Here is a 21,657-nt window from a genome sequence, read left to right on the forward strand (position 1 = left end):
CGCAAGCAAACTGGAATACGAACGATGTCTGACACCGCACCGAAGGCCGACCTGATCGACGTGGAGCTGAAGACCGGCCATGTGATCATCCAGCTCCGCCCCGACCTGGCGCCGCTGGCTGCCGAGCGGATTCGCACGCTGGCCGCCGAGGGGTTCTACGACAACACGCCCTTCCACCGCGTCATCCACGGCTTCATGGCCCAGGGCGGCGACCCGACCGGCACCGGCACCAGCGGCAGCCACCTGCCCGACCTGAAGGCCGAATTCACCCGTGCGGCGAAGTTCGAGCGCGGCACGGTCGGCATGGCCCGCACCATGAATCCCGACAGCGCGAACAGCCAGTTCTTCATCATGTTCGAGCCCTCGCCCCATCTGGACGGTCAGTACACCATCGTCGGCCAGGTGGTCGAAGGCATGGAGCATATCGACCAGGTCAAGCGCGGCGCGGGCCAGAGCGGCGTGGTGCAGGACCCCGATCGCATCATTTCCATGCGTCCGGTCGCGGCCTGAGCGACAAAGCGCGTCGCGTCAGCCGCTTTGATGGTTGACTTGACCGCCTGAAGCCGGTACCCGGGGCCGCACCGCCAAGCGGTCCCGGTGAGCCGGTAGCTCAGTCGGTAGAGCATTCGACTTTTAATCGAATGGTCGTGGGTTCGAGTCCCACCCGGCTCACCAATTTTCCTTTGAATGATCAGCAGGAATGCCACGCTCGATCACATGATCGGACAGCGGTGACGCATAAAGATTGTCTGCCCTTGGGAAGACATCAAGTATTTCTGAAAATTCGAGAGCAGATCAGAATTTTCCAGTTATTTTTTTAAAAAGCGCGAGGACGACCCGCCTTTCAGCCGATCTCCTCATATGTCGTCACGAAAAAGTTGGATAGAACCGCCGGGCCGAATGTCGTGGTCAGGGCTACGTCCGTAGCATCCCGCCCCCGCGCCATCACGATCCGTCCGATCCGGGGCATGTTGTGCCGCGCATCGAAGGTGAACCACTGGCCTTCCAGCCAGACTTCGAACCACGCCGAGAAATCCATCGGATAATCGACCGGCGGAATCCCGATATCGCCCAGATACCCGGTGCAGTAACGGGCGGGAATATTCATGCAGCGGCAGAGCGTCACCGCCAGATGGGCATAGTCCCGACACACGCCCACGCCTTCCTGATAGGCCTCATGGGCGGTACGGGTCGGGCGTGCCTGCTGGTAATCGAAGCGGATATGCTGATGCACGAACGAGACGATAGCCTGCACCCTCCCCCATCCCGGCGCCAGATGGCCGAACATCGACCAGGCAATGGAAGACAGCAGATCGGTCTCGCAATATCGGCTGCCCATCAGGAACACCAGGCAATCCGCTGGCAGGTCCGCCACCGGCACTTCCCGCGCACCGGGCATCCACCGGTCGGGCAGGCCGCTATCGGCAATGACGAAGGACAGGCTGGTGCGCAATGTGCCGACCGGCACCACCACGCGGGTGCAGCGATTGCCGAACCCGTCGAGATAGCGCTGCGCCGGCACGGGCGGGTCGAAGACCGGGGTCTGGGGGGTCATCAGGTCCGGCTCGCGATCCGGATGGACCTCAAGCATCAATACCATCGGTGTCGGAGCCTGAACCGTCAGGGCAATGTCGTAACCGGCACGAATCAGCACGCCGTCTTCCCTTCCTGACCGTCCCCGTCACCCCGCCTGTACCTGTTCACGGTGTCAAGTCAGTGCGGGTCCACCGCATGCGCCCGCTTGTAGATCACGATCGGCAATTGTTTCGCCAGGATCGTGACCACGGCCGGTACCGACAGGCCGGTCTGTGCCGCGAAATGCTCCAGGTCACGTTGTGCGATCAGGGTGCGCAACATTTCCTCGGTCATGGGACCGGCCTTGTCGTCGGCCTTCCAGCGCGCCACGATATCACCATAACCTGCGGCGGCCGCGCGTTCGGCAAACCCGTTCAGCCCATGCTCGCGCTTCACGCCATCCAGATATTCGTGCATCGCGGTCACCAGGCCCGAATGATCGTAAGCGGCCCCGGTCAGGAAATCGCCAAGCGTCGTTGCGGAGTCGGTGATGGACATAGTGCCTCTCCATTCTCGAAACGTTGTGGCCTGATACCAGCAACGCCACGAAAACCGCCCCGTTCCCGTCCTCCCGAATGGTTGAGGATGGACACGGCCCCAAAACGGAAAAACCGGAGCCTTTCGGCTCCGGTTTCCCGCGGATGAGACGACACAGAGGAAATGGCCTTAGTGGCCGATTTCTGAATAACACTCATTCATGTTTGATATCAATCGATCTCACGGCAATGTGAGCAAAAAGCAAATTCTGCTCCGAACATAAAAAAGGCGGCCGTTGCGGGCCGCCTTTCATAATCGCCGAAATCAGCGCGGCTCAGAAATTGTCGTCGCCGCCACCGCCCCAGTCACCGCCGCCGTCGCCACCGCCGGCATCGAAGCCCGGATCGACATCGGTCCCGCCACCACCGAACGGGTCGCCCCCCGGCGCCGCCCCGTAATTGTTGTTGATGACCGTCTCGCCACCCGCTCCGGCCCCACCGAAGCCCCCGGCGTCATGATGGCCACTGAACAGGTCGGTCAGGGCGTTACCCACCATCATGCCGCCCGCAACGCCGGCCGCCGTCGTCAGGGCCGACCCGAGGAAACCGGAGCCACGCGCCGGAAACATCCCCGGCTGCATCCCCATCGGATAGCCCTGCTGCGGCTGAGGCGGCGGCGGAGCGGCCTGCTGGCCCCAACCCGGCGGAGGTGCCCCCTGCGCGCGCTGGCCACCACCGAACAGGCCACCGAAGATGCCGCCGCCGCTGCCGGCGGGGCGTTGCTGCTGCTGCGCCTGGAGGGCCTGCTGCGCCTGCTGAAGCTGCCACTGCAACTGCTGGATACGATTCTGCGCCGCCACCAGCGCCGCTTCCTGCACCACCGCCATCTGGGTCACGCGGTAGCGGGCCTCGGGATATTGCTGGAACATCTGGCCGATATACTGGTCGGCCTCCGGGTCGATCGGCGGCAGATTGGGCGTTGTCGCAGGAACGCTGCCGAAGCCCCCCTGCGGCGCGCCCCCCACACGGGCGACGAACTTCGTGATCAGGTCGCGTTCTTCGGTATTCATCTTTTCGTCCCTGTCTCCGACAAGAGTGCCAAGCCTAGATGTGGCCCGCACGCATGGATTTCGCAAGCCCAGCCTGCCCCGCCACACGCCGCCTTTCGATCCGCGCCTCATGGCTGTATGGTGCGGCCCCTGTGCGTGCCGGATGGCATGCGTTTTCCATCGCTTACCGGAGCATCCCCGTCCATGGTCCCGGCCTCCGCGCCTCGCCCCCTGTCCTTTCAGGATTTGATCCTGAAACTGCATCAGTTCTGGTCCGCACAGGGCTGCGCCATCCTGCAACCATACGATACCGAGGTCGGGGCCGGTACGCTCTCGCCGCACACCACCCTGCGCGCGCTGGGCAAGCGGCCGTGGAAAGCTGCCTATGTCCAGCCCTGCCGCCGGCCCTCCGACGGACGGTACGGCGAAAATCCGAACCGGCTGCAACATTACTACCAGTACCAGGTCCTGCTGAAGCCGACGCCCGAGGACAGCCAGAAGCTGTTGCTGGACAGCTATCGCGCCATCGGCATCGACCCGCTGGAGCACGATATCCGCTTCGTCGAGGACGATTGGGAGAACCCCACGATCGGCGCCTGGGGACTGGGCTGGGAAGTCTGGTGCGACGGCATGGAGGTGACGCAGTTCACCTATTTCCAGCAGGTCGGCGGCATCCCCACCGTGCTGCCGTCCACCGAACTGACCTACGGGCTGGAGCGGCTGGCGATGTACGTCCAGGGGGTCGAGAATGTCTACGATCTCGATTTCAACGGCCAGGGCCTAACCTATGGCGACGTCTTCCTGCGCGCCGAGCGGGATTATTCGCGCCATAATTTCGAACTGGCCGATACCGAGATGCTGCATCGCCATTTCATCGATGCCGAGCGTGAGGCCACGGCGCTGGCAGAAGCCGGTATCGCCCAACCCGCCTACGACCAGTGCCTGAAGGCCAGCCACCTGTTCAACCTGCTGGACGCGCGCGGCGTGATCAGTGTCAGCGAGCGCGCCTCTTATATCGGCCGCGTCAGGGCCCTGGCCCGACGCTGCTGCGACGCATGGCTGGCCGGCGAGGAATAAGTCATGCCCGAATTTCTGCTTGAACTGTTCTCCGAGGAAATCCCCGCGCGCATGCAGGCCCGCGGAGCGGACGACCTGCTGCGGCTGGTCACCGAGGCCCTTGCACCGCTGAACCCGCGCGACGCCACCGCGTTCGCCGGCCCCCGCCGCATCGCCCTGACCCTGATGCTGGACGGCACCGTTCCCGGCACCACCATTGCCGAACGCGGCCCGCGCGAAGGGGCGCCGGAAAAGGCCCTGGCCGGCTTTACCCGCAAGCATGGCGTCAGTCAGGACGATCTGGTGCTGGAAGGCGGCTTCTGGGTGCTCAATCGCACCGTTCCGCCGGTCGAGGCGGCTACCCGCATCGCCGAAATCCTGCCGTCTCTCCTGCGGCGCTTCCCCTGGCCCAAATCCATGCGCTGGGGCGAGGGCAGCACCTTCACATGGGTCCGTCCCCTGCGCCGCATCCTGTGCCTGCTGGATGGCGAGGTCGTCGATATCGCGCTGGCCGACGGTGAGGATAACGGGCACGGCCTGCGCGCCGACCGACTGACCGAGGGCCACCGCTTCACCGCCCCCGGCGCCTTCGCCGTAACCGGTGCCGCCGACTGGCGGGAGGGCCTGCGCGCCCGGCAGGTTCTGGTCGATGCAGCCGAGCGCCGCACGCTGATCGAGGACGGCACCGCGCGACTAGCTGCCGAGGAAGGGCTGCGCATCGTCGCCGATCCGGGCCTGGTGGATGAAGTTGCGGGGCTGACCGAATGGCCGGTGCCGTTCCTGGGGCGGATCGACGAGACCTTCATGGACCTGCCACCCGAGGTCATGCAGGTCTCGATGCGCGTCAACCAGCGCTATTTCGCCCTGGTCCGTGACGACGGCTCGGCCGCCCCGCGTTTCGCCTTCGTCGCCAACCTTCAGCCAACGGACGGCGGCGCGCTGACCATCGCGGGCAACGAGCGGGTGCTGCGCGCACGCTTCGCCGACGCCCGCCATTTCTGGGACCTGGACCGCGCCCGCCCCCTGGCCAGCCGGGTGGCGGCTCTGGATGCCATCGTCTTCCATGCCGCCCTCGGTAGCCAGGGCGAGCGCGTGCGGCGCATCGTCCGTCTGGCCGGCCTGCTGGCACCGATGGTGGGTGCCCCGGTCGCCGAAGCCGAACGCGCCGCCCTGTTGGCCAAGGCCGATCTGACCACCGGCATGGTGGGGGAGTTCCCCGAGCTTCAGGGCGTGATGGGATCGTACTACGCCCGGCATGACGGCGAGCCTGCCGACGTCGCTACGGCCGTTGCCGAGCATTACATGCCGCGCGGCCAGAATGACGGTGTGCCGACATCGCCGGTCTCGATCGCAGTCGCGCTGGCCGACAAGATCGACAGCCTGACCGCCTTCTTCGCTGCTGGCGAGAAGCCCGGCGGCTCGGGCGACCCTTACGCGCTCCGCCGCGCCGCCCTGGGCATTATCCGTATCATCAGGGAAAACGCGCTGCGGCTGGATCTGGTCCGGCTGTTCGTGCTGGCGGCCGACGCCCTGCCCGAAACCCTGCGCGACGCACCGGACCTGACGCTGCTGCCCGGCTTCGTGGCCGAACGTCTGCGCGTGCAGTTGCGCGCCGAGGGCGCACGCCACGATATCCTGGCCGCGATTTCCAGCGGCAATGAGGACAGCGACATCACGCGCCTGCTGGCCCGCACCGACGCGCTGGCCGCCATGCTGGCCACCGATGACGGACAAAACCTGCTGGCGGCCACCAAGCGCGCGGCCAACATCCTGCGGATCGAAGACCGCAAGGACGGGCCGCACGACGGCACCCCCGATCCGACGCTGTACGAGCAGGCCGAGGAACGGGATCTGGCCAACATGCTGCTGGAGGTCATTCCCGCCGTCGAGGCCGCGATCGCCAGTGAACGCTACACGGACGCGATGCGCGAGGCCGCGCGCCTGCGGCCGGTACTGGACCGCTTCTTCGAAGCCGTCACGGTCAATGCAGACCGCGCCGAACTGCGCCTGAACCGGCTGCGCCTGCTTGCTGAACTGCGGCGCATGACAGTGCTGATCGCGGATTTCAGCCAGATCGAGGGCTGATTTTTTCCCCACCCGGCCTTATCGCCGGGTGGGGGAGCTCTGTGTTCAAACAAGAGACCAAAATCTTGATTTTCTGAAGCGTGTTTCCGGAAAGCATCCGACAGGCGAATAACAGTCTTTGTTCTTCTTTTTCTTCAGAACAAGAAGACCGTCACCGACACCCTTCAAGAAATACCAACCGCCCCGGACCTCCATCCCGTACAAGCAGAACCGCGTTCTGCCCGAAATGCCGGGCAATCACCCGCCCGCGCGCCAATGGCAGGCACACGGCGAACAATGGCTCAGCCCATTGCCCCAGCCTGCCCTCGCCTTCATGGATTGCGTATCCCGCAAGACGACCCGCCAGTGCCCGCATCCGGCGGCGATTCCAGCCATCCGGTCTGCGGCGCCCGCCCGGATTTGCGGCACTGATAAAGACCACATCTCCTCGCCGCCACCATCCAGACCCCCCTGGACTATCGGGCAGCGGGCGCTGCCCGACCCTTACCGAAATCCCGCCTGCGCGATACAGGCTGCGCCGATAGGTACGCGCGGTCGCGGCATCGACTGGCCGCAGCCCTGTCACGACCGGTCCTCGCCCTCGCCGAAATTGTCGTTGCGATGGACCCAGGCGGACATCAGCAGGCCAAAGCCGAACATCACCGTCAGCATGGCCGAACCGCCATAGGAAATCAGGGGCAACGGCACACCTCCGACCGGGATCGTCCCCATCACCATCGACAGGTTGACCGCGCAATACAGGAAGAAATTGGTCGCGATCCCCAATCCCAGCAACCGTCCGAACTGGTTGCGGCTGCGCATGGCGATCATCATGCCGCCGATCACCATTAGCATCAGCAGCCCGATCACCGCGATCCCGCCGACATAGCCCCATTCCTCGGCGATCATGGTGAAGATGAAGTCCGTCTGCTTTTCAGGCAGGAAGTTCAACTGGCCCTGCGTGCCGTGCAGATAGCCTTGCCCCCACATGCCGCCCGAGCCGAGCGCAATCTTCGACTGGATGATGTTGTAACCCGCTCCCAACGGATCGCTCTCGGGGTTGAGGAACGTGGTGATGCGCGCCTTCTGATAATCGTGCAGATGGCTGTAGGCGAGTTTGCCCAGAAAGGGCAGCGGCAGTAGCAGCAGCGCGATCTGCCACAGGCGCATTCCGGCACCGAAGAAGATCGTGGCCCCTACGACCCCGATGATCACGCCGGTGCCCAGATTGGGCTCCTTCAACACCAGCCCCACGGGCACCAGCACCATGGCGGCCGGAGGCAGCAGGTAAAGCGGATTGACCATGCGCCGATAGCTGACGCGATGAAACCAGGTCGCCAGAACCAGCACCAGCGCGATCTTGGCCAGTTCCGACGGCTGGAGTTGCACGCCGCCGATCACAAGCCATCGCTCCGCCCCCTTGCCGACGTGACCCATGCGCAGCACGGCAACCAGCAGCACCAGCGACAGACCGTAGAGCGGCCAGGCCAGCCGCGTCAGCACACGGGGGCTCATCAGCGCCACGCAGACCATCATGACCAGTCCGATGGCAAAGCGGATGGTCTGCGGCCCCGCGAACGGGCGCGACGACCCACCGGCGGCGGAATACAGCGCGCCATACCCCACCATGGCCAACGCACAGATCAGCAGCACATACAGCCAGTTGACCTGCCATAGCTTGGCCAGGAGACGGAAATTGGGTTCGGCGCGCAGCAGCCGTTTCTGGAAATTCATGCTCTCGATCCCGAGTCATGCCCGCAATGCCGCGCGGACGGCGGCCACACATGCGCGCCCGGTCCACCCATGTCCAGAGCCCGGTGGATACGGCCTGAGCGGAGCCTGTTTGAACGCGTGCAGCCAAACAGGTGAAGATGCCGGTAAAAACAATACACTGGAGCATTTCCACCGAACCGGCTTCCGGTGCGGATGCCCTAGCCGAAATCCTCGACTTCCGCGACCACCTGGCCCGGCGGTTCCTTGCGGTTCGACGGGTCGCGGGTCAGCGTATCGGTCATGATATCGCGCGCCAGCGGGGCAGCGACCGCCGCCCCCGCATTGCCATGTTCCACGACGATCGCCGCCGCGTAACGCGGCGCGTCATAGGGCGCGAAACAGATGAACAGCGCATGGGGCCGATATTCCCACGGCAGCAAAGACGAATCGAAATGGCCGCTCTCTCGCAGAGCGCGCGAAACATGGCGCACCTGTGCCGACCCGGTCTTGCCGGCCATCTGCACCCCCGGAATATCCAGGCGCGCCTTGGGTGCGGACCCGTGCTCCTCATTGACCACGGCATACATGCCGACCCGCAACTGGTTCAAGAAGGGTTCGGGCATGTCCAGCGCCGGCCAATGGCTGCCCTCGGCACTCGCGCCCAGCCGGCTGGAGACCGCGCGCACCAGATGCGGCTGCACCGCCCGCCCGCTGGCGATCCGCGAGGCATAGGTCGCGAGTTGCAGCGGCGTCACCTGCACGAAGCCCTGGCCGATGCCGCTGACGATCGTATCGCCGCCATTCCAGTGCTGGCCGTGCGCCCGCCGCCATTCCGGCGTCGGGATCAGGCCCGGACGGGTATGCGGCAGTTCGATATCCAGGTTCGTACCCAACCCGAAACTGTGCGACGCCGCCGCGATCGCATCCATCCCGGTCCGCCGCGCCACTTCATAGAAGAAGACGTCGCAGGAAAATTTCAGTGCTTCCTTGAGGGTCAGCGAACCGTGGCCGTAGCGCGACCAGCAATGGAAGCGCGTCCCGCCCACATCGAGATAGCCGGGGCAGAAGATCCGGTCGGTCGGCGACAGGGTGCCGGCCTGCAATGCCGCCATCGCCACCGCCGGCTTGAAGGTCGAACCCGGCGGATAAACGCCGGCCACCGCCTTGTTGATCAAGGGCGTGCGCGGATCGGTGGCCCATTCCTGCCATTGCGCCTGGCTGACCCCACTGTCGAACAGCGAGGGATCGAAGGAGGGGTTGCTGACCATGGCCAGCACCTCGCCATTGCGACAATCCATCACCACCGCACTGGCCGACTGGTCGCCGATCCGCCCCAGCACGGCCTGCTGCAAACCCGAATCGATGGTCAGGGTGATTTCGTCGCCCGGCTGCCCCTCGTCCCGCGACAGTTCGGACATCAGGCGGCCGACCGCGTTGACCTCCACCTCCACCGCGCCGACCTGGCCGCGCAGCAGCCCGTCCTGCGTCTGTTCGATGCCCGCCCGCCCCACCCGCATGCCGGGGAGCGCCAGCGTCTGGTCCTGCGCCACGTCCTTCTCGCCCGGAGGGGCCACATAACCCACCACATGCGCCAGCAGCGGCCCGAACGGATAATTCCGGGTGGTCCCGACATCGATCAGCACGCCGGGGAGCGAAGGCGCGTTCAGTTCGATCCGCGCCATGTCGTCCCACGACAGGAAATCATGCAGCATGACCGGGATAAAACGCCGCTTGTGCCGGATCTCGCGCTCGATGCGCGCCCGGTCCCTGGCCTCGATCGGCACGAGGGCGGAAAAGCGATCCAGCGTGCCTGGAATGTCGCTGGTTTCCTCGGGCAGCAGCAGGGCGCGCCAATTGACCTTGTTCGAGGCCACGGCAATCCCGAACCGGTCGACTACGCGCCCGCGTGGCGGGGCGATCAGACGACGGCTGACACGGTTATTCTCGGCCATCCGGGCGAAATGATCGCCTTCCAGCACCTGCAACCCGTAGAGCCGGTGCCCCAACAGGCCGAAAGCCGCCATCTGAGCCCCCAGCACCACCAGGGCGCGCCGGGTAAAGACCCCACGCGACGGCGTGTCGGCATCGGGCCGCGACATCAGACGCTGCAAGGTTTTGCGCCGCCCGATCATCAGCCGATCCTGGTCCGGGTAAACCGGGAAACCGCCATCAGGCCCGATCCGGGTTGGCGATCGAACGCCCCAGAGTACTGAACACCACGCAGAGAAGCGGAAACAGGCCCACGCCGAGCACCCACTGGAACGCGAAGGCGATCGCCGGCACCAGATGCAGCGACAGTGCGGAAATCAGCCCCCATTGCAAAGCCGTCGCCCCCAGCGATACCCCGCCGAACACCAGCCACAGCACGAGGATATGCGCCCGCGAAAAGCCGTAACGGCCCGAAAGCGCCACCCCATGCACGAGCAGCACGACCAGAAGCATCACGCCCGGCGGCCCGAACCCCAGCAGATCGACCAATATGCCCAGCAGGAAGACAATGGGCGACGACATCGAGGCCGGCCGGAACACCGACCAGAAGAAGACCGACGACAGCAGGATGCCCGGCAGCAGTTCGGCCTGTCCGGGCACGCCGAATGGCGCGGACAGCAGCAGGACAGCCAGCGCCGTCAGCACCGCCGGCAGGCCGCGGCGCGACAGCATGTCCAGCCGCCGCCACAGGCTGGGCCGAGGCTGGATGCCCGGTTGGAACTCTGGAGCCTGGTCGGGCGTCATCCATGCACACTCTCATCCACGGCGGAGTGGGGAGGGAAAGGGGAGCGAGAGGGAATCGGCCGGGCGCCGCACCGGAATCCGCCCCGGCGCATCGGGGGGAATGACAGCGGAGCGCCCATAATCAAAGACCCGGACGATGTCGAGATGCCCCAGTGACGCGAAGGGGATGACGACCGGCTGGCCAGGACGAACATAATGGATCTGCCCGACGGGCAGGCCCGGAGGCATTGTGTCGATCTCGCCATTGGTGACGACGCGCTCTCCCTCGATAGGGGGATTGTCCTGGGGATAGTAGATAAGGCGAGGCGTACCCGAATTATCACCTGCCATTATAGCGGCCCCGTGACTGACTTCCAGTCTGACCGGTATGCGGCTGGATGCATCGGTGATCAGCAGGACACGCACCGACCGGCTGCCGATCTCGGTCACGCGCCCCACCATGCCGGAACCGTCGAGCACGATCTCGTCCTTATGGATTCCCGCATCGACATTGGCCGCGACCAGCACGCTGCGCGCATACAGGCCGCTGGTATCGCGAACGACCCGGCCCGTGACGAAGGAGGGCGACGGATCGGGCATCCAGTGCAGATTGGCCTTCAGCGACGCGTTTTCATCGGCCAGCGCGGCCGCGACATCATACCAATGCCGAAGATTGGCATTTTCCGCACGCAGGCGCTGATTTTCGGCCTCGATTCGGCCCATGTCGCGCATGCGACCCAGCAGCGTGCGCGCCTGTTCCTGCGGCCAGGCAACCAGCCCGTACGCGGGAGCCAGGATATCGGCCAATCCCATGCGCACCCGTTCGGTCAGAGCGCGATCCGCCTGCCCGAGGAGGATGATCCCTAGCGCCGCAACGATCAGAATCGGAAGAACCAGCCGCTCCAGCGCCTGACGCAAGGTGATGGATAGCGGAATCATGACGGATTCATCGGGTATCGTGCGTACCCGCGCCAGCCACACCCTTCATTATGCCGGACGTCCATCGCCTCGGCCCCCCGCGTTTTGCCCGCCGTCAGTACATGCTGGTCAGGACATTCTTCAAACGTTTCATCTCTTCCAGGGCGCGTCCAGTCCCGAGCGCCACGCATGAGAGCGCATCTTCGCCGACCGTAACCGGCAGGCCGGTCGCCCGGCGCAGCACATCGTCCAGACGATAAAGCAGGGCACCACCACCCGTCAGGACGATACCCTTGTCCACAATATCAGCCGACAATTCGGGCGGCGTGTTCTCCAGCGCCGTCGTCACCGCGTCGACAATCTGGCTGACAGGCTCGGCCAGGCTTTCGGCGATCTGCGCCTGTGACACCACCACCTCGCGCGGGACGCCGTTAATCAGGTCCCGCCCCTTGACCTCACGCCAGCCACCGTGGTCGTCGGGGTCGTCGGGTGGCAGCGCCGAGCCCAGTTCGATCTTGATACGCTCGGCCGAGCTTTCGCCAATCAGCAAATTATGATTGCGCCGGATGTAGGAGATAATGGCCTCATCCATCTTGTCGCCGCCGACGCGGGCCGAACGCGCATAGACGATTCCACCCAGCGAGATCACGGCGACTTCGGTGGTGCCGCCACCGATATCGACGATCATGCTGCCCGACGGCTCGGTCACCGGCAGGCCGGCGCCGATCGCCGCCGCCATCGGCTCTTCGATCAGGAACACTTTGCGCGCGCCAGCGCTCTCCGCACTTTCCTGGATTGCCCGGCGCTCGACGGCCGTGGAGCCTGACGGCACGCAGACGATGATCAGCGGGCTGGCGAACATCCGCCGGTTATGCACCTTGCGGATGAAATGCTTGATCATTTCCTCCGCAACCTCGAAATCGGCAATCACCCCGTCGCGCAGGGGGCGGATGGCCGTGATGTTGCCCGGCGTGCGCCCGACCATCTGCTTGGCTTCCTCGCCGACCGCCAGCACCTGCTTCTTGCCGCGCACATCGGCGATGGCAACCACCGACGGTTCGTTCAGGACAACGCCACGTCCCTTGACATAAACAAGGGTATTGGCCGTGCCGAGGTCGATGGCCATATCGGCCGACAATAGACCCAGCAGACGAGCAAACATCCAGAACTCCCGACAAACAAGCACGACACGGCGGCACATGATCCGGAATGGCGCGCGCACGACCCACCGAACAGCAGTCCGTCGGGACGCGCCCCAATCAGTTGGATCAGGCCGAGGGCTTACCGGGGCTACAGAACACGGGCAAGGCCCAGCGACATTAATTTGTGCTTTTCAGGCCGTCACCCTCTGCCGACCATGAAAAAGACAGGCTCCATCCCCATATCTGCCTCAGGCCACTCTTCCCGCCAAAGGGAAGCAACTGGCGAAAAAGCGCGGGTCGCCTTTTTTTCGCCACCGGAACGCCCCGCCACGCACACGACCTGCATGGAAACTCAAGGCATCGGAAGACATTACCCCGTAGCTGGCAAACAGCGTGGCCTCTCGACAAGGAAGACGATCATGACGATCCGCACCCAAGCCTCTCTCTTCACTCGCACAGCCCTGCTCGGTGCCGGGCTCCTGGCGCTGGCGGGTTGCGGCAACCCGTACGATCCCGGTGCGCGCGCCGGAACGGGCGCGCTGATCGGCGCGGGCGGCGGTGCTGCAATCGGTGGACTGGCTGGCGGAGGAAGCGGCGCCCTGATCGGTGCCCTCGGCGGCGGCGCGGTCGGAGCCGCCACCGGAGCCGCCACCACGCCCAATCCGCCGTCCCGCCGCCGATATTAACCTGGATTACTGATCCGCCGGCGACACTGCCTCTCTCCATCGTCCAGCGATGGGGGGAGCGCACAATCCGGCGCATCCTTTGATATCCATGGTCCCGTACGGGACTGAAACCACGAGAATTCCATGAGCCCTCCCCGCACTTCCGCCCTTCCAATCCGTGGCCTCATCCGCAAGGCCGGCTTCCTGACACTGAGCGCCCTGGCCGTGTCGCTTGCGGCGTGCAGCAACCCTTATGATCCTGGCCAACGTGCGCTCGGCGGCGGTCTGATCGGCGCCGGCGGCGGCGCGGCGATCGGCGCACTGGCGGGCGGAGGCCCGGGGGCCGCGATCGGCGCGCTGGCCGGTGGCGCGGTTGGCGCTGCAACCGGCGCCGCCACCACGCCGAACCGGCCGCGACAATATTATTATCCGTCGCAAGGTTACGCGGCCCCTGGCTACGGGCAATACGGGCCATATAGGCAGCCATCCTACCCGCCGCCGGGCTATCCGCCGCCGCCGCCCCCGCCACCACCCGCGGGCTATTACGATTACTGACCCGGCATAAAAAACGGGGCCTCCCGAAAGAGGCCCCGCCTGTCCGCTCAGTCCGCGATACCAGCCATCAGATGGTCGCGCTCAGCGCCTCGGGCTCGGTCCGGGCGCGTTTGACCAGCAATTTGTTCAGGGCATGGACATAGGCCCTGACGGCGGAAACCAGCGTGTCGCTGTCCGCACCCTGGCCATCGACCAGCTTGCCGCCCTCTTCCAGCCGAACGGTCGTGCGTGCCTGGGCGTCGCTGCCTTCGGTCACCGCTCCGACTGAATAGAGTTGCAGGCTCGCGTCGTGAGGGAAGATTGCCCGCACGGCATTGAACGCCGCATCAACCGGTCCCTGCCCGTTTGCCTCGGCGCTTCGCGTCTCTCCATCGATGTCCAGCGTCAGTTCCGCGCGCGCCGGGCGGCGAGAGCCGGCCTCGATATCCAGGGAAACGAAGCGGATGCGGGCATGATCGCGCGCTTCGTCATCCACCAGGGCGACCAGATCTTCGTCGTAGACGACCTTCTTGCGGTCGGCCAGGTCCTTGAAGCGTGCGAAGGCATCGTTCAGATGCGCATCGTCCATCTCGCCATATCCCATGGCCTTCAGCTTGTCGCGGAACGCCGCACGGCCCGAATGCTTGCCCAGCACCAGCGACGACCGGGTCCAGCCCACGCTTTCCGGGGTCATGATCTCGTAGGTGGCGGCGTTCTTCAGCACGCCATCCTGATGGATGCCGCTTTCGTGGGCGAAGGCATTGCGTCCGACGATCGCCTTGTTGGGCTGCACATCGAATCCGGTGATCGTCGCCAGCATCCGCGAGGTTCGCAGCAGGTTCTGCGTCTGGATGCCCGTTTTGTAGGGCAGTACATCCTGGCGCGTCCGCAGCGCCATCACGATTTCTTCCAGCGCCGCATTGCCCGCGCGCTCGCCGATGCCGTTGATCGTGCATTCGATCTGTCGCGCACCAGCCGCCAGTGCGGCTATGGTGTTGGCGACACCCAGACCCAGATCATTATGATTATGGGCCGAGAAGATCACCGTGTCCGCACCCGGAACGCGTGCCTTCAGGTCGGCGAAGATCCGGGCCATATCTTCCGGCGTTGCATAACCGACGGTATCGGGGATGTTGATCGTGGTCGCCCCGGCCTTGATCGCGGCCTCGACGCAACGGCACAGGAAATCCGGGTCGGTACGCGAACCGTCCTCGGCCGACCATTCGACATCGTCCGTAAACTGACGCGCCGCCTTGTTGCCGGCGACAATCAGTTCCAGCACCGTCTCCGGCTCCATCCGCAGCTTGTATTTCATGTGCAGCGGCGAGGTGGAGATGAAATTATGAATGCGGCCGCGTTCCGCCGGGCGGATGGCCTCGCCCGCGCTGGCGATGTCGTTCTTGCCGCCACTGCGGGCCAGGGCGCAGATCACCGGGCCACGGATGGCGGACGCGATCTGATGCACGCTCTCGAAATCGCCCTTCGACGCCACCGGAAAACCGGCCTCGATGACATCGACGCCCAACTCGGCCAGGGCTTCCGCCATCCGGAGCTTCTCGGCCAGATTCATCGAGAAGCCGGGGGACTGTTCGCCGTCGCGCAGGGTCGTGTCGAAGATGATGACCCGGTCGTCGTCAATACGGCCGAAGGATGGATGGTCGATTGTCATGAAATACCTCGGACAGGTCCGGAATGTTCGCCTGCAAACGCCCTCGGGGCGATGCTTCCTCGCATGCGGGATTGCTCCCGCTGTCTTCCCCTGGGCGCGCCGGCATCATGCCGACCCTGAACGCTCAGGGGCAGATAAGTCGAAGGGGGAGGAGAAGGCCGGCCTGGGCAGGGGCGCGCGACACCAACAGCGCATTCGCGCCGGACAGCCGTGCCGTCATGGTGATCGCCGTATTCATGGGCGGCACCTTACAGGCTGAGCCATCGATTGCAACCCAAAAGGCCCGCGTCACGGAGCTTTCGCAACTCGGCCAATGCCGCTGAGAATAACGACGCAGGATCACGGAGCCAAACCGATCGTCTCCGATCATACGGATAAAAGGGGGCCTTCGACGCTTCCACGTCACCCGGTCAGACGGGTCACTCCGCCGGTCGAGGCAAAATAACGATCGACCGCCTGCTTCATCGCCCCTGCGACCATCATCCGATGCCCTGCCTGGCGAAGTGCCGCTTCGTCCATGCGGTTGGACATGAAGCCCATCTCGACCAGCACAGACGGGATATCGGCTGATTTCAGCACCACGAACGCCGCGTGACGCGCCGGATGGGTCAGCAGGCCGATCCGGGGCCTGAAAGAGTCCACCACGCTGGCGGCCATATGCGCGGCCCCGCGCCGCGTTTCCTCCGTCACCAAGCTGGCCAGGATCGCCGCCACTTCGGGCGAATTGGCATGCACACGCGGGCCGCCGAACCGGTCGGCGCTGTTCTCAGTCTGCGCCAGGGCCGCGCTCTGGGCGTCGGAAGCCTGCCCCGACAACGTATAGACGCTGGCCCCGCGTACCGACCGGTCGGTCAGCGCGTCGGCATGCATGGAAATGAACAGCGCCGCACTGTGCGCGTGCGCGATCTCCACCCGCCCTTCCAGCGGGATGAAGCGGTCGTCTGCCCTGGTCATTGCAACGCGATAGGCGCCGCTGGCCAGTAATTGCCGTTGCAGTTCGGTGGCGGCGGCCTCGGCGATATGTTTTTCGTAGGTGCCGGAAACCCCGATCGCACCAGGGTCCTTCCCGCCATGGCCGGGATCGAGCATGATCAACGGCAGGGGCGCTGCCGCCCGCCCCACGATCGCCGGAGCATGCAGGGGGTGTGGCCGCGCATGCGCGGTGGCCCGGTGCGTAACCGCCCCCGCGCCGACTGGCCGCGCAGCCAGTCCCGTACCCAAGGTGGCCAGCAGGATCGCGCGCCGCCCCTGCCCGACCGGCCGCGCTCCAGAATGATCAGCATCCATGAAACCGCCCCTTATGGCCATTTCCACGCGCAACGATAGCAGGATCTGTTCCCTTCGTCTGCATTTCAACAGCTTGCAGGAAATCTTTGACGCGGACCATCAGGCTACCTTCGCACGTTGCGACAGCGCTTGCAGCGCGGCCTCAGTTGGGTCATGCTTGCACCGTGATGGGTCTCCGCCTGTTGGCGCCGGAAAACGGCCCGACCGGCAGGATCGGGCCCATCCGGCAGGCCGCACCCGTGACCCACGGACCACGGATGCCGCTCCGCCCCGACCGCAAGGCCGGCGCAGGATGACGATGCCCTTTATTCCGACGCCGCACCGCGCATGCGCGGGTGCGCGTCACCGCCTGATGAGGATGGATGAACGCCACGCGATCCGCGTTCGCAGACAGCCCGGCACAGCGCGCGTCACATGGGACGCGCGCGGGCATGATCTGCGCGGATTTCGCCGCAACGGCTTCCGGATCCGTCGAATTGTCTCCAATTTCCATCTTTGCCCTTCCCACCCGTCGCAAAGGCGCGTCCCCCATGAGGACGCCGGACAGACGGCAGGAGCGGGCATACCGGAGTTCCGTTTTTAATGACCAAGCGCATGCTGATCGACACGACACACGCGGAAGAAACCCGCGTGGTCGTGATGGATGGTAACAGGCTCGAGGATTACGACGTCGAGGCTTCGGCCAAGAAGCAGCTCAAAGGCAATATCTATCTGGCCAAGGTCATCCGGGTAGAACCCAGCCTGCAGGCCGCTTTCGTCGAATATGGCGGCAACCGCCACGGCTTCCTGGCCTTCAGCGAGATCCATCCGGACTATTACCAGATTCCGGTTGCGGATCGGGAAAAGCTGCTGGCTCTTCAGGAAGAGGAAGCCCGCGCCGAGGAAGCCCAGGCTGACGACGACGCCGATGCCGCACCCGCTACGGCGGACGCGCCGGCCGAGGACGCGCCGGAAGGCGAGGCCGAGCCCATGCCGGAAACCGTCGGTGGCGAGACCGATACCGGCGACGAGAGCATGGTGCAGCGCCGCATCGCCCGCTTCCTGCGCAACTACAAGATCCAGGAAGTGATCCGCCGCCGGCAGGTCCTGCTGGTCCAGGTGGTCAAAGAGGAACGCGGCAACAAGGGGGCTGCGCTCACCACCTATATTTCGCTGGCCGGCCGCTATTGCGTGCTGATGCCCAATTCGCTGCGGGGCGGCGGCGTGTCACGCAAGATCACTTCGGTTGCCGATCGGCGGCGCCTGAAGGACGTGATCGCGGAACTGCAGATTCCGCGCGGCATGGCCATGATCGTACGCACGGCGGGTGCCCAGCGCCCCCGGCCCGAGATCATGCGCGACTGCGAATATCTGCTGCGGCTGTGGGACGACATCCGCGACCTGACGATGAATTCGGTGGCTCCCGCGCTGATCTATGAGGAAGCCAGCCTGATCAAGCGCGCGATCCGCGACATCTATACCCGCGACGTGACCGAGATCCTCGTGGATGGCGAGCCTGGCTGGAAATCGGCGCGCGACTTCATGCGCATGCTGATGCCGCAGAGCGCACCGAAGGTGAAATGCTGGCGCGACGGCGCCCAGCCGCTGTTCTCGCATTTCAATGTCGAGGGCCTGCTGGATTCGATGCTGTCGCCGACGGTGCAGTTGCGCTCGGGCGGTTATCTGGTCATCAACCAGGCCGAGGCCCTGGTGGCGATCGACGTCAATTCAGGCCGGTCGACCCGCGAGCGCAATATCGAGGAAACGGCGCTGCGCACCAATCTGGAAGCCGCCGAGGAAGTGGCTCGCCAGTTGCGCCTGCGCGACCTCGCCGGCCTGATCGTTATCGATTTCATCGACATGGAAAGCCGCAAGCACAATGCGATGGTCGAGCGGCGTCTGAAAGACGCGTTGCGGACCGATCGTGCGCGGATCCAGGTCGGCTCGATTTCGCATTTCGGGCTGCTGGAGATGTCGCGGCAGCGTCTGCGGCCCTCGATCACGGAATCGAGCTTCACCCCCTGTCCGCATTGCCAGGGCACGGGCATCATCCGCGGCACCGAAAGCGCGGCGCTGCATGTGCTGCGTGCGATCGAGGAAGAAGGCGCCCGCCGCCGCGCGGCCGAGATCACGGTCCATGTGGCTGCCGAAATCGCGCTGTATATTCTCAACAACAAACGCGCGTGGCTCGACGAAATCGAGAAGCGGCACAAGATGCGCGTGGTGTTCTCACCCGACGCTTCGCTGCTGCCGCCCCAGTTGCGCATCGAGCGCGTGCGGCCCCAGACCGAGCGTTTCGAACCGGTGGCGCAGGCCACTCTTGCCGAACCGATCGAGACCGAAGCTGAAACCGAGACCGATGCGCCCGCCCCCGTGGTGCGCGAGATCCCGATCCAGGCCGAAGCCCCGGCCGCCGTCGAGGACGCTCCTCGCGCCGCCGAAGGTGCGGAAGACGGTACCGACCATCGCCGCCGCCGCCGCCGGCGTCGGCGTCGGCGGAACGGGGAACGGACCGTCGATGGCGCGTCTCAGTCGGCTCTTCTCGATGCCAACGGCGAGGATGATGAGTCGGACGACGACACTGCCGAGGCCGCCGTCACTGCGAGCGAACCGGCTCCCGAAGCGCCCGCCCACCGGGAACACGAGGACGAGGGCCGCGACCGCCCACGCCGTCGGCGTGACCGGCGCGAACCCAAAGCGGTGGACGCCCCGTATCGCGGCCCGACGCCGGCCAACCCGTTCGGCAACGGCATCATCGACATCTTCGACGTGATCGAACAGTCGACCGAGGCCGCCCTGCCTGTGGTGTCCCCGTCCCGGCGCCCGGCCCCCGAACCGGCGGAGATCGTCGATATCGCCGAGACGCTCGCGGTGTCGGAGCCCGAAGCCGTGCCGGTGGCCGTGGTGGTGGAAACGGTCTTGGAAGCCGCACCCGAAACCGTGCCTGCGGCCGAGCCCGGTGAGGACGCCCCCAAGCCGCGCCGCCGCCGGAGCCCGCGGACCCGCAAGAGCGTGGATGCCGAACCGGCAGCGGTCGAACCCGCCACGGTCGAGGCGGCGGCGGAGCCCGCACTGGTCGCAGCCCCTGAGGCACCGGCTGAAAGCGCCGAGCCGGTAGTGGAGGCACCCGCCACACCGACGCGGACGCGCCGTCGGCGCACGGTCAAGACTGCGGCGCCGGTTGAGGAAGTGGCCGAAGAGGCTCCAGTCGAGGCACCGGAAGAGGTTGCCGATGTCGTGAAGGAAGCGCCGGAAAAGAAAAAGCCCGGCCGCAAGCCGGCGACACGCGCGACGACCGGCACCAAGGCCCGCAAGACCACGAAAGCCGAGAAGGTCGAGAAGGTCGAAGCGGCCCCCGTGGAAGCAACCGACACGAGCGCCGAACTGGTCGATCCTGCCCCCGCGAAACCCAAGCGGGCCCGCAAGGCCCCCGCACGGGCAAAGGCCACGAAGGCAGCCGCGATCGATGCCGAAGCGGCCCCCAAGGCTGAGACAGCAGACGGCACGTCCGCCGCCGCGGCCGACGGACCGGTGGTGCAGCCGATCGTCATCGACGATGCTACTCCTGCCCCGGCACGCCGGACCGGCTGGTGGCGTCGCTAAGCCGCTGCCGCAATCATGTCCCCGCGTCCAAATCGGACGCGGGGACATGATGAATGCATGCATAGATGGCTCAACCCGCTGAGGGTTCTGACGAAATCCTGCCGCGGTACGTCAACGATACAGGCCCGCCCCATCTGGGGCGGGCCTGTTCGCATTATAAGACGCTGTTTGAAATGCTCCGGCGGCACATCGGCCGCCGGCCCGGCCTCAGCCGGCGGCGAGCGAGGCGCGACGCAACGGCATCGTCATGCAATGGATGCTGCCTCCGCCCTGTGAGAACTGATTCAACTCGGGGTCGATCACGGTCAGTCCCTCGGCCCGCAGCATCTCGTTGATGCGCTTCGAATGACGCGGGCTCACCACACGGTCGCGACCGAGCGCCAGCACGTTGCAGCCCATGTCCCGCATCGCTTCCTTGTAGCTGACCGGCAGCAGACGGATGCCCTGCGCGCGGAACCAGTCAAGGTCCTCGTCATCCAACACGTCAATCGCAGCGATGGCCAGGTTTTCTGTCACCATCGTGAAAATGACATCCAGATGCAGGAAATGTTCCGGGAAACGGATCATCCGCGTCGTCCAGCCGGCATCCTCGAACCATCCCAGGAATTCGCGCGCGCCGGCCTGATCCGTGCGGCCACCCGTCACGCCCACGGCCACCAGACCGGGACGGATGATATGGATATCGCCCCCTTCGATATGGCCCTGGGTCGCGCTCTTCCAGATATCGTCCGGCTCGTAGAACGTGCGGATCTCTCCCTCTTCCGCCTTGCGCTCGGGGCGCATCATGCGGGTAACGACCGTGCCCCAGGGCGTGGTCTGCGAACTGTCGCGCGTATAGACCTGATAGGGCATGCCCGCGCGCGGCTTGAGGAAATGGCAGGCCGCCCCCGCCCCTTCGAGGGCTGAGACCAGTTCGCCGAACTGTGCCGCCAGGGCACCACGGTCGATCTGTACGCCCTTCGCCATGGTCTGGATCGCGATGTCGTTGCTGGGTATCCAGTTATAATTGTCGGGCGGGCATAAAAGAACATCCGACAATTCGCCGGTTTCGCTGTCGATGAACCACCGGTTCGACGTCATATCCCATTCTCCTTCCGCTCGAATGTAAAGCGAGCCCGATCCTGTTCTTCACCACTCCAAGCAGGAGATACAGGATACACGATTTAAATCGAGGGGAGTTCTCTTCAGGTCTTGGTAAATCAAAAACCAACCGAA

General features: G+C 65.2%; 19 protein-coding genes and 1 tRNA gene. 8 read left to right on the plus strand and 12 right to left on the minus strand.

Translation table 11 applies throughout. The annotated features are described in order from the left end of the window. Positions 1–24 precede the first annotated feature (24 nt). A complete protein-coding gene (locus C7453_RS12345; protein WP_114727825.1) occupies positions 25–510 on the plus strand; it encodes a peptidylprolyl isomerase in 486 nt (161 codons plus the stop codon). Positions 511–599: 89 nt separating this feature from the next. Continuing rightward, positions 600–675: transfer RNA gene (locus C7453_RS12350), tRNA-Lys, on the plus strand. Between the two features lie 169 nt (positions 676–844). Here C7453_RS12350 and C7453_RS12355 read toward each other — a convergent pair. From C7453_RS12355 to C7453_RS12365, 3 genes are all read right to left on the minus strand, one after another. Continuing rightward, complete coding sequence (locus C7453_RS12355) at positions 845–1,654, minus strand: transglutaminase-like domain-containing protein (RefSeq protein WP_114727826.1); 810 nt, start codon at positions 1,652–1,654, stop codon at positions 845–847. A gap of 59 nt (positions 1,655–1,713) precedes the next feature. Beyond that, positions 1,714–2,073, minus strand: coding sequence for a YidB family protein (locus C7453_RS12360; protein ID WP_114727827.1), 360 nt, complete (start codon positions 2,071–2,073; stop codon positions 1,714–1,716). 313 nt (positions 2,074–2,386) lie between these two features. Then, positions 2,387–3,121, minus strand: a complete 735-nt coding sequence (locus C7453_RS12365; protein ID WP_114727828.1) for a DUF2076 domain-containing protein — start codon at positions 3,119–3,121, stop codon at positions 2,387–2,389. Positions 3,122–3,304: 183 nt separating this feature from the next. Here C7453_RS12365 and C7453_RS12370 point away from each other — a divergent pair, with 183 nt between their 5' ends. Together C7453_RS12370 and glyS are read left to right on the plus strand one after the other, a co-directional pair. After that, a complete protein-coding gene (locus tag C7453_RS12370) occupies positions 3,305–4,177 on the plus strand; it encodes a glycine--tRNA ligase subunit alpha (protein ID WP_114727829.1) in 873 nt (290 codons plus the stop codon). A gap of 3 nt (positions 4,178–4,180) precedes the next feature. Continuing rightward, positions 4,181–6,241 carry a glycine--tRNA ligase subunit beta gene (gene glyS / locus C7453_RS12375; RefSeq protein WP_114727830.1) on the plus strand — a complete coding sequence of 687 codons (2,061 nt, stop codon included), beginning with the start codon at positions 4,181–4,183 and terminating at the stop codon, positions 6,239–6,241. A 151-nt stretch (positions 6,242–6,392) separates the two neighbouring features. On the opposite strand, the gene C7453_RS19655 is transcribed toward glyS, so the two are convergent. The 6 genes from C7453_RS19655 to C7453_RS12405 form a co-directional block, all read right to left on the minus strand. Continuing rightward, positions 6,393–6,806 (minus strand): DUF3293 domain-containing protein, encoded by a 414-nt coding sequence (locus C7453_RS19655; protein WP_114727831.1) that lies wholly within the window; start codon positions 6,804–6,806, stop codon positions 6,393–6,395. Further along, a complete protein-coding gene (rodA, locus tag C7453_RS12385) occupies positions 6,803–7,954 on the minus strand; it encodes a rod shape-determining protein RodA (protein WP_114727832.1) in 1,152 nt (383 codons plus the stop codon). The genes C7453_RS19655 and rodA overlap by 4 nt, the downstream gene beginning before the upstream one ends. A gap of 197 nt (positions 7,955–8,151) precedes the next feature. Continuing rightward, on the minus strand, positions 8,152–10,065 hold the full coding sequence (gene mrdA / locus C7453_RS12390) for a penicillin-binding protein 2 (protein ID WP_114727833.1): 1,914 nt from the start codon (positions 10,063–10,065) through the stop codon (positions 8,152–8,154). 37 nt (positions 10,066–10,102) lie between these two features. Continuing rightward, positions 10,103–10,666: a hypothetical protein gene (locus C7453_RS12395; RefSeq protein ID WP_114727834.1), complete on the minus strand. Its 564-nt coding sequence runs from the start codon at positions 10,664–10,666 to the stop codon at positions 10,103–10,105. A 12-nt stretch (positions 10,667–10,678) separates the two neighbouring features. Continuing rightward, positions 10,679–11,584, minus strand: coding sequence for a rod shape-determining protein MreC (mreC, locus tag C7453_RS12400; RefSeq protein ID WP_114727885.1), 906 nt, complete (start codon positions 11,582–11,584; stop codon positions 10,679–10,681). A gap of 94 nt (positions 11,585–11,678) precedes the next feature. Further along, a complete protein-coding gene (locus tag C7453_RS12405; RefSeq protein WP_114727835.1) occupies positions 11,679–12,725 on the minus strand; it encodes a rod shape-determining protein in 1,047 nt (348 codons plus the stop codon). A gap of 399 nt (positions 12,726–13,124) precedes the next feature. Here C7453_RS12405 and C7453_RS12410 point away from each other — a divergent pair, with 399 nt between their 5' ends. Both C7453_RS12410 and C7453_RS19410 read left to right on the plus strand, forming a co-directional pair. Then, positions 13,125–13,391, plus strand: coding sequence for a cell envelope biogenesis protein OmpA (locus C7453_RS12410; RefSeq protein ID WP_114727836.1), 267 nt, complete (start codon positions 13,125–13,127; stop codon positions 13,389–13,391). Between the two features lie 123 nt (positions 13,392–13,514). After that, entirely contained in the window at positions 13,515–13,925 is a 411-nt protein-coding gene (locus tag C7453_RS19410; protein ID WP_245949005.1) for a hypothetical protein, read from the plus strand. A gap of 67 nt (positions 13,926–13,992) precedes the next feature. Here C7453_RS19410 and C7453_RS12420 read toward each other — a convergent pair whose 3' ends face one another. Then, positions 13,993–15,573 (minus strand): 2-isopropylmalate synthase, encoded by a 1,581-nt coding sequence (locus C7453_RS12420; protein ID WP_114727837.1) that lies wholly within the window; start codon positions 15,571–15,573, stop codon positions 13,993–13,995. A gap of 107 nt (positions 15,574–15,680) precedes the next feature. Between C7453_RS12420 and C7453_RS19155 the strand changes: the two genes are divergently transcribed. Next, positions 15,681–15,896: a hypothetical protein gene (locus C7453_RS19155; protein ID WP_147280871.1), complete on the plus strand. Its 216-nt coding sequence runs from the start codon at positions 15,681–15,683 to the stop codon at positions 15,894–15,896. 79 nt (positions 15,897–15,975) lie between these two features. Here the strand turns inward: C7453_RS19155 and C7453_RS12430 are convergent, their stop codons facing one another. Further along, positions 15,976–16,860, minus strand: coding sequence for an N-acetylmuramoyl-L-alanine amidase family protein (locus tag C7453_RS12430; RefSeq protein ID WP_245949006.1), 885 nt, complete (start codon positions 16,858–16,860; stop codon positions 15,976–15,978). Between the two features lie 582 nt (positions 16,861–17,442). Between C7453_RS12430 and C7453_RS12440 the strand changes: the two genes are divergently transcribed. Then, the gene (locus C7453_RS12440) at positions 17,443–20,442 is read left to right on the plus strand and encodes an Rne/Rng family ribonuclease (protein WP_114727841.1); all 3,000 of its coding nucleotides are present in this window, start codon (positions 17,443–17,445) and stop codon (positions 20,440–20,442) included. Positions 20,443–20,649: 207 nt separating this feature from the next. Here C7453_RS12440 and C7453_RS12445 read toward each other — a convergent pair whose 3' ends face one another. Further along, on the minus strand, positions 20,650–21,522 hold the full coding sequence (locus C7453_RS12445; protein WP_114727842.1) for a dimethylarginine dimethylaminohydrolase family protein: 873 nt from the start codon (positions 21,520–21,522) through the stop codon (positions 20,650–20,652). Positions 21,523–21,657 lie beyond the last annotated feature (135 nt).

Source organism: Gluconacetobacter liquefaciens (assembly GCF_003350405.1).
Lineage (GTDB): Bacteria > Pseudomonadota > Alphaproteobacteria > Acetobacterales > Acetobacteraceae > Gluconacetobacter > Gluconacetobacter liquefaciens.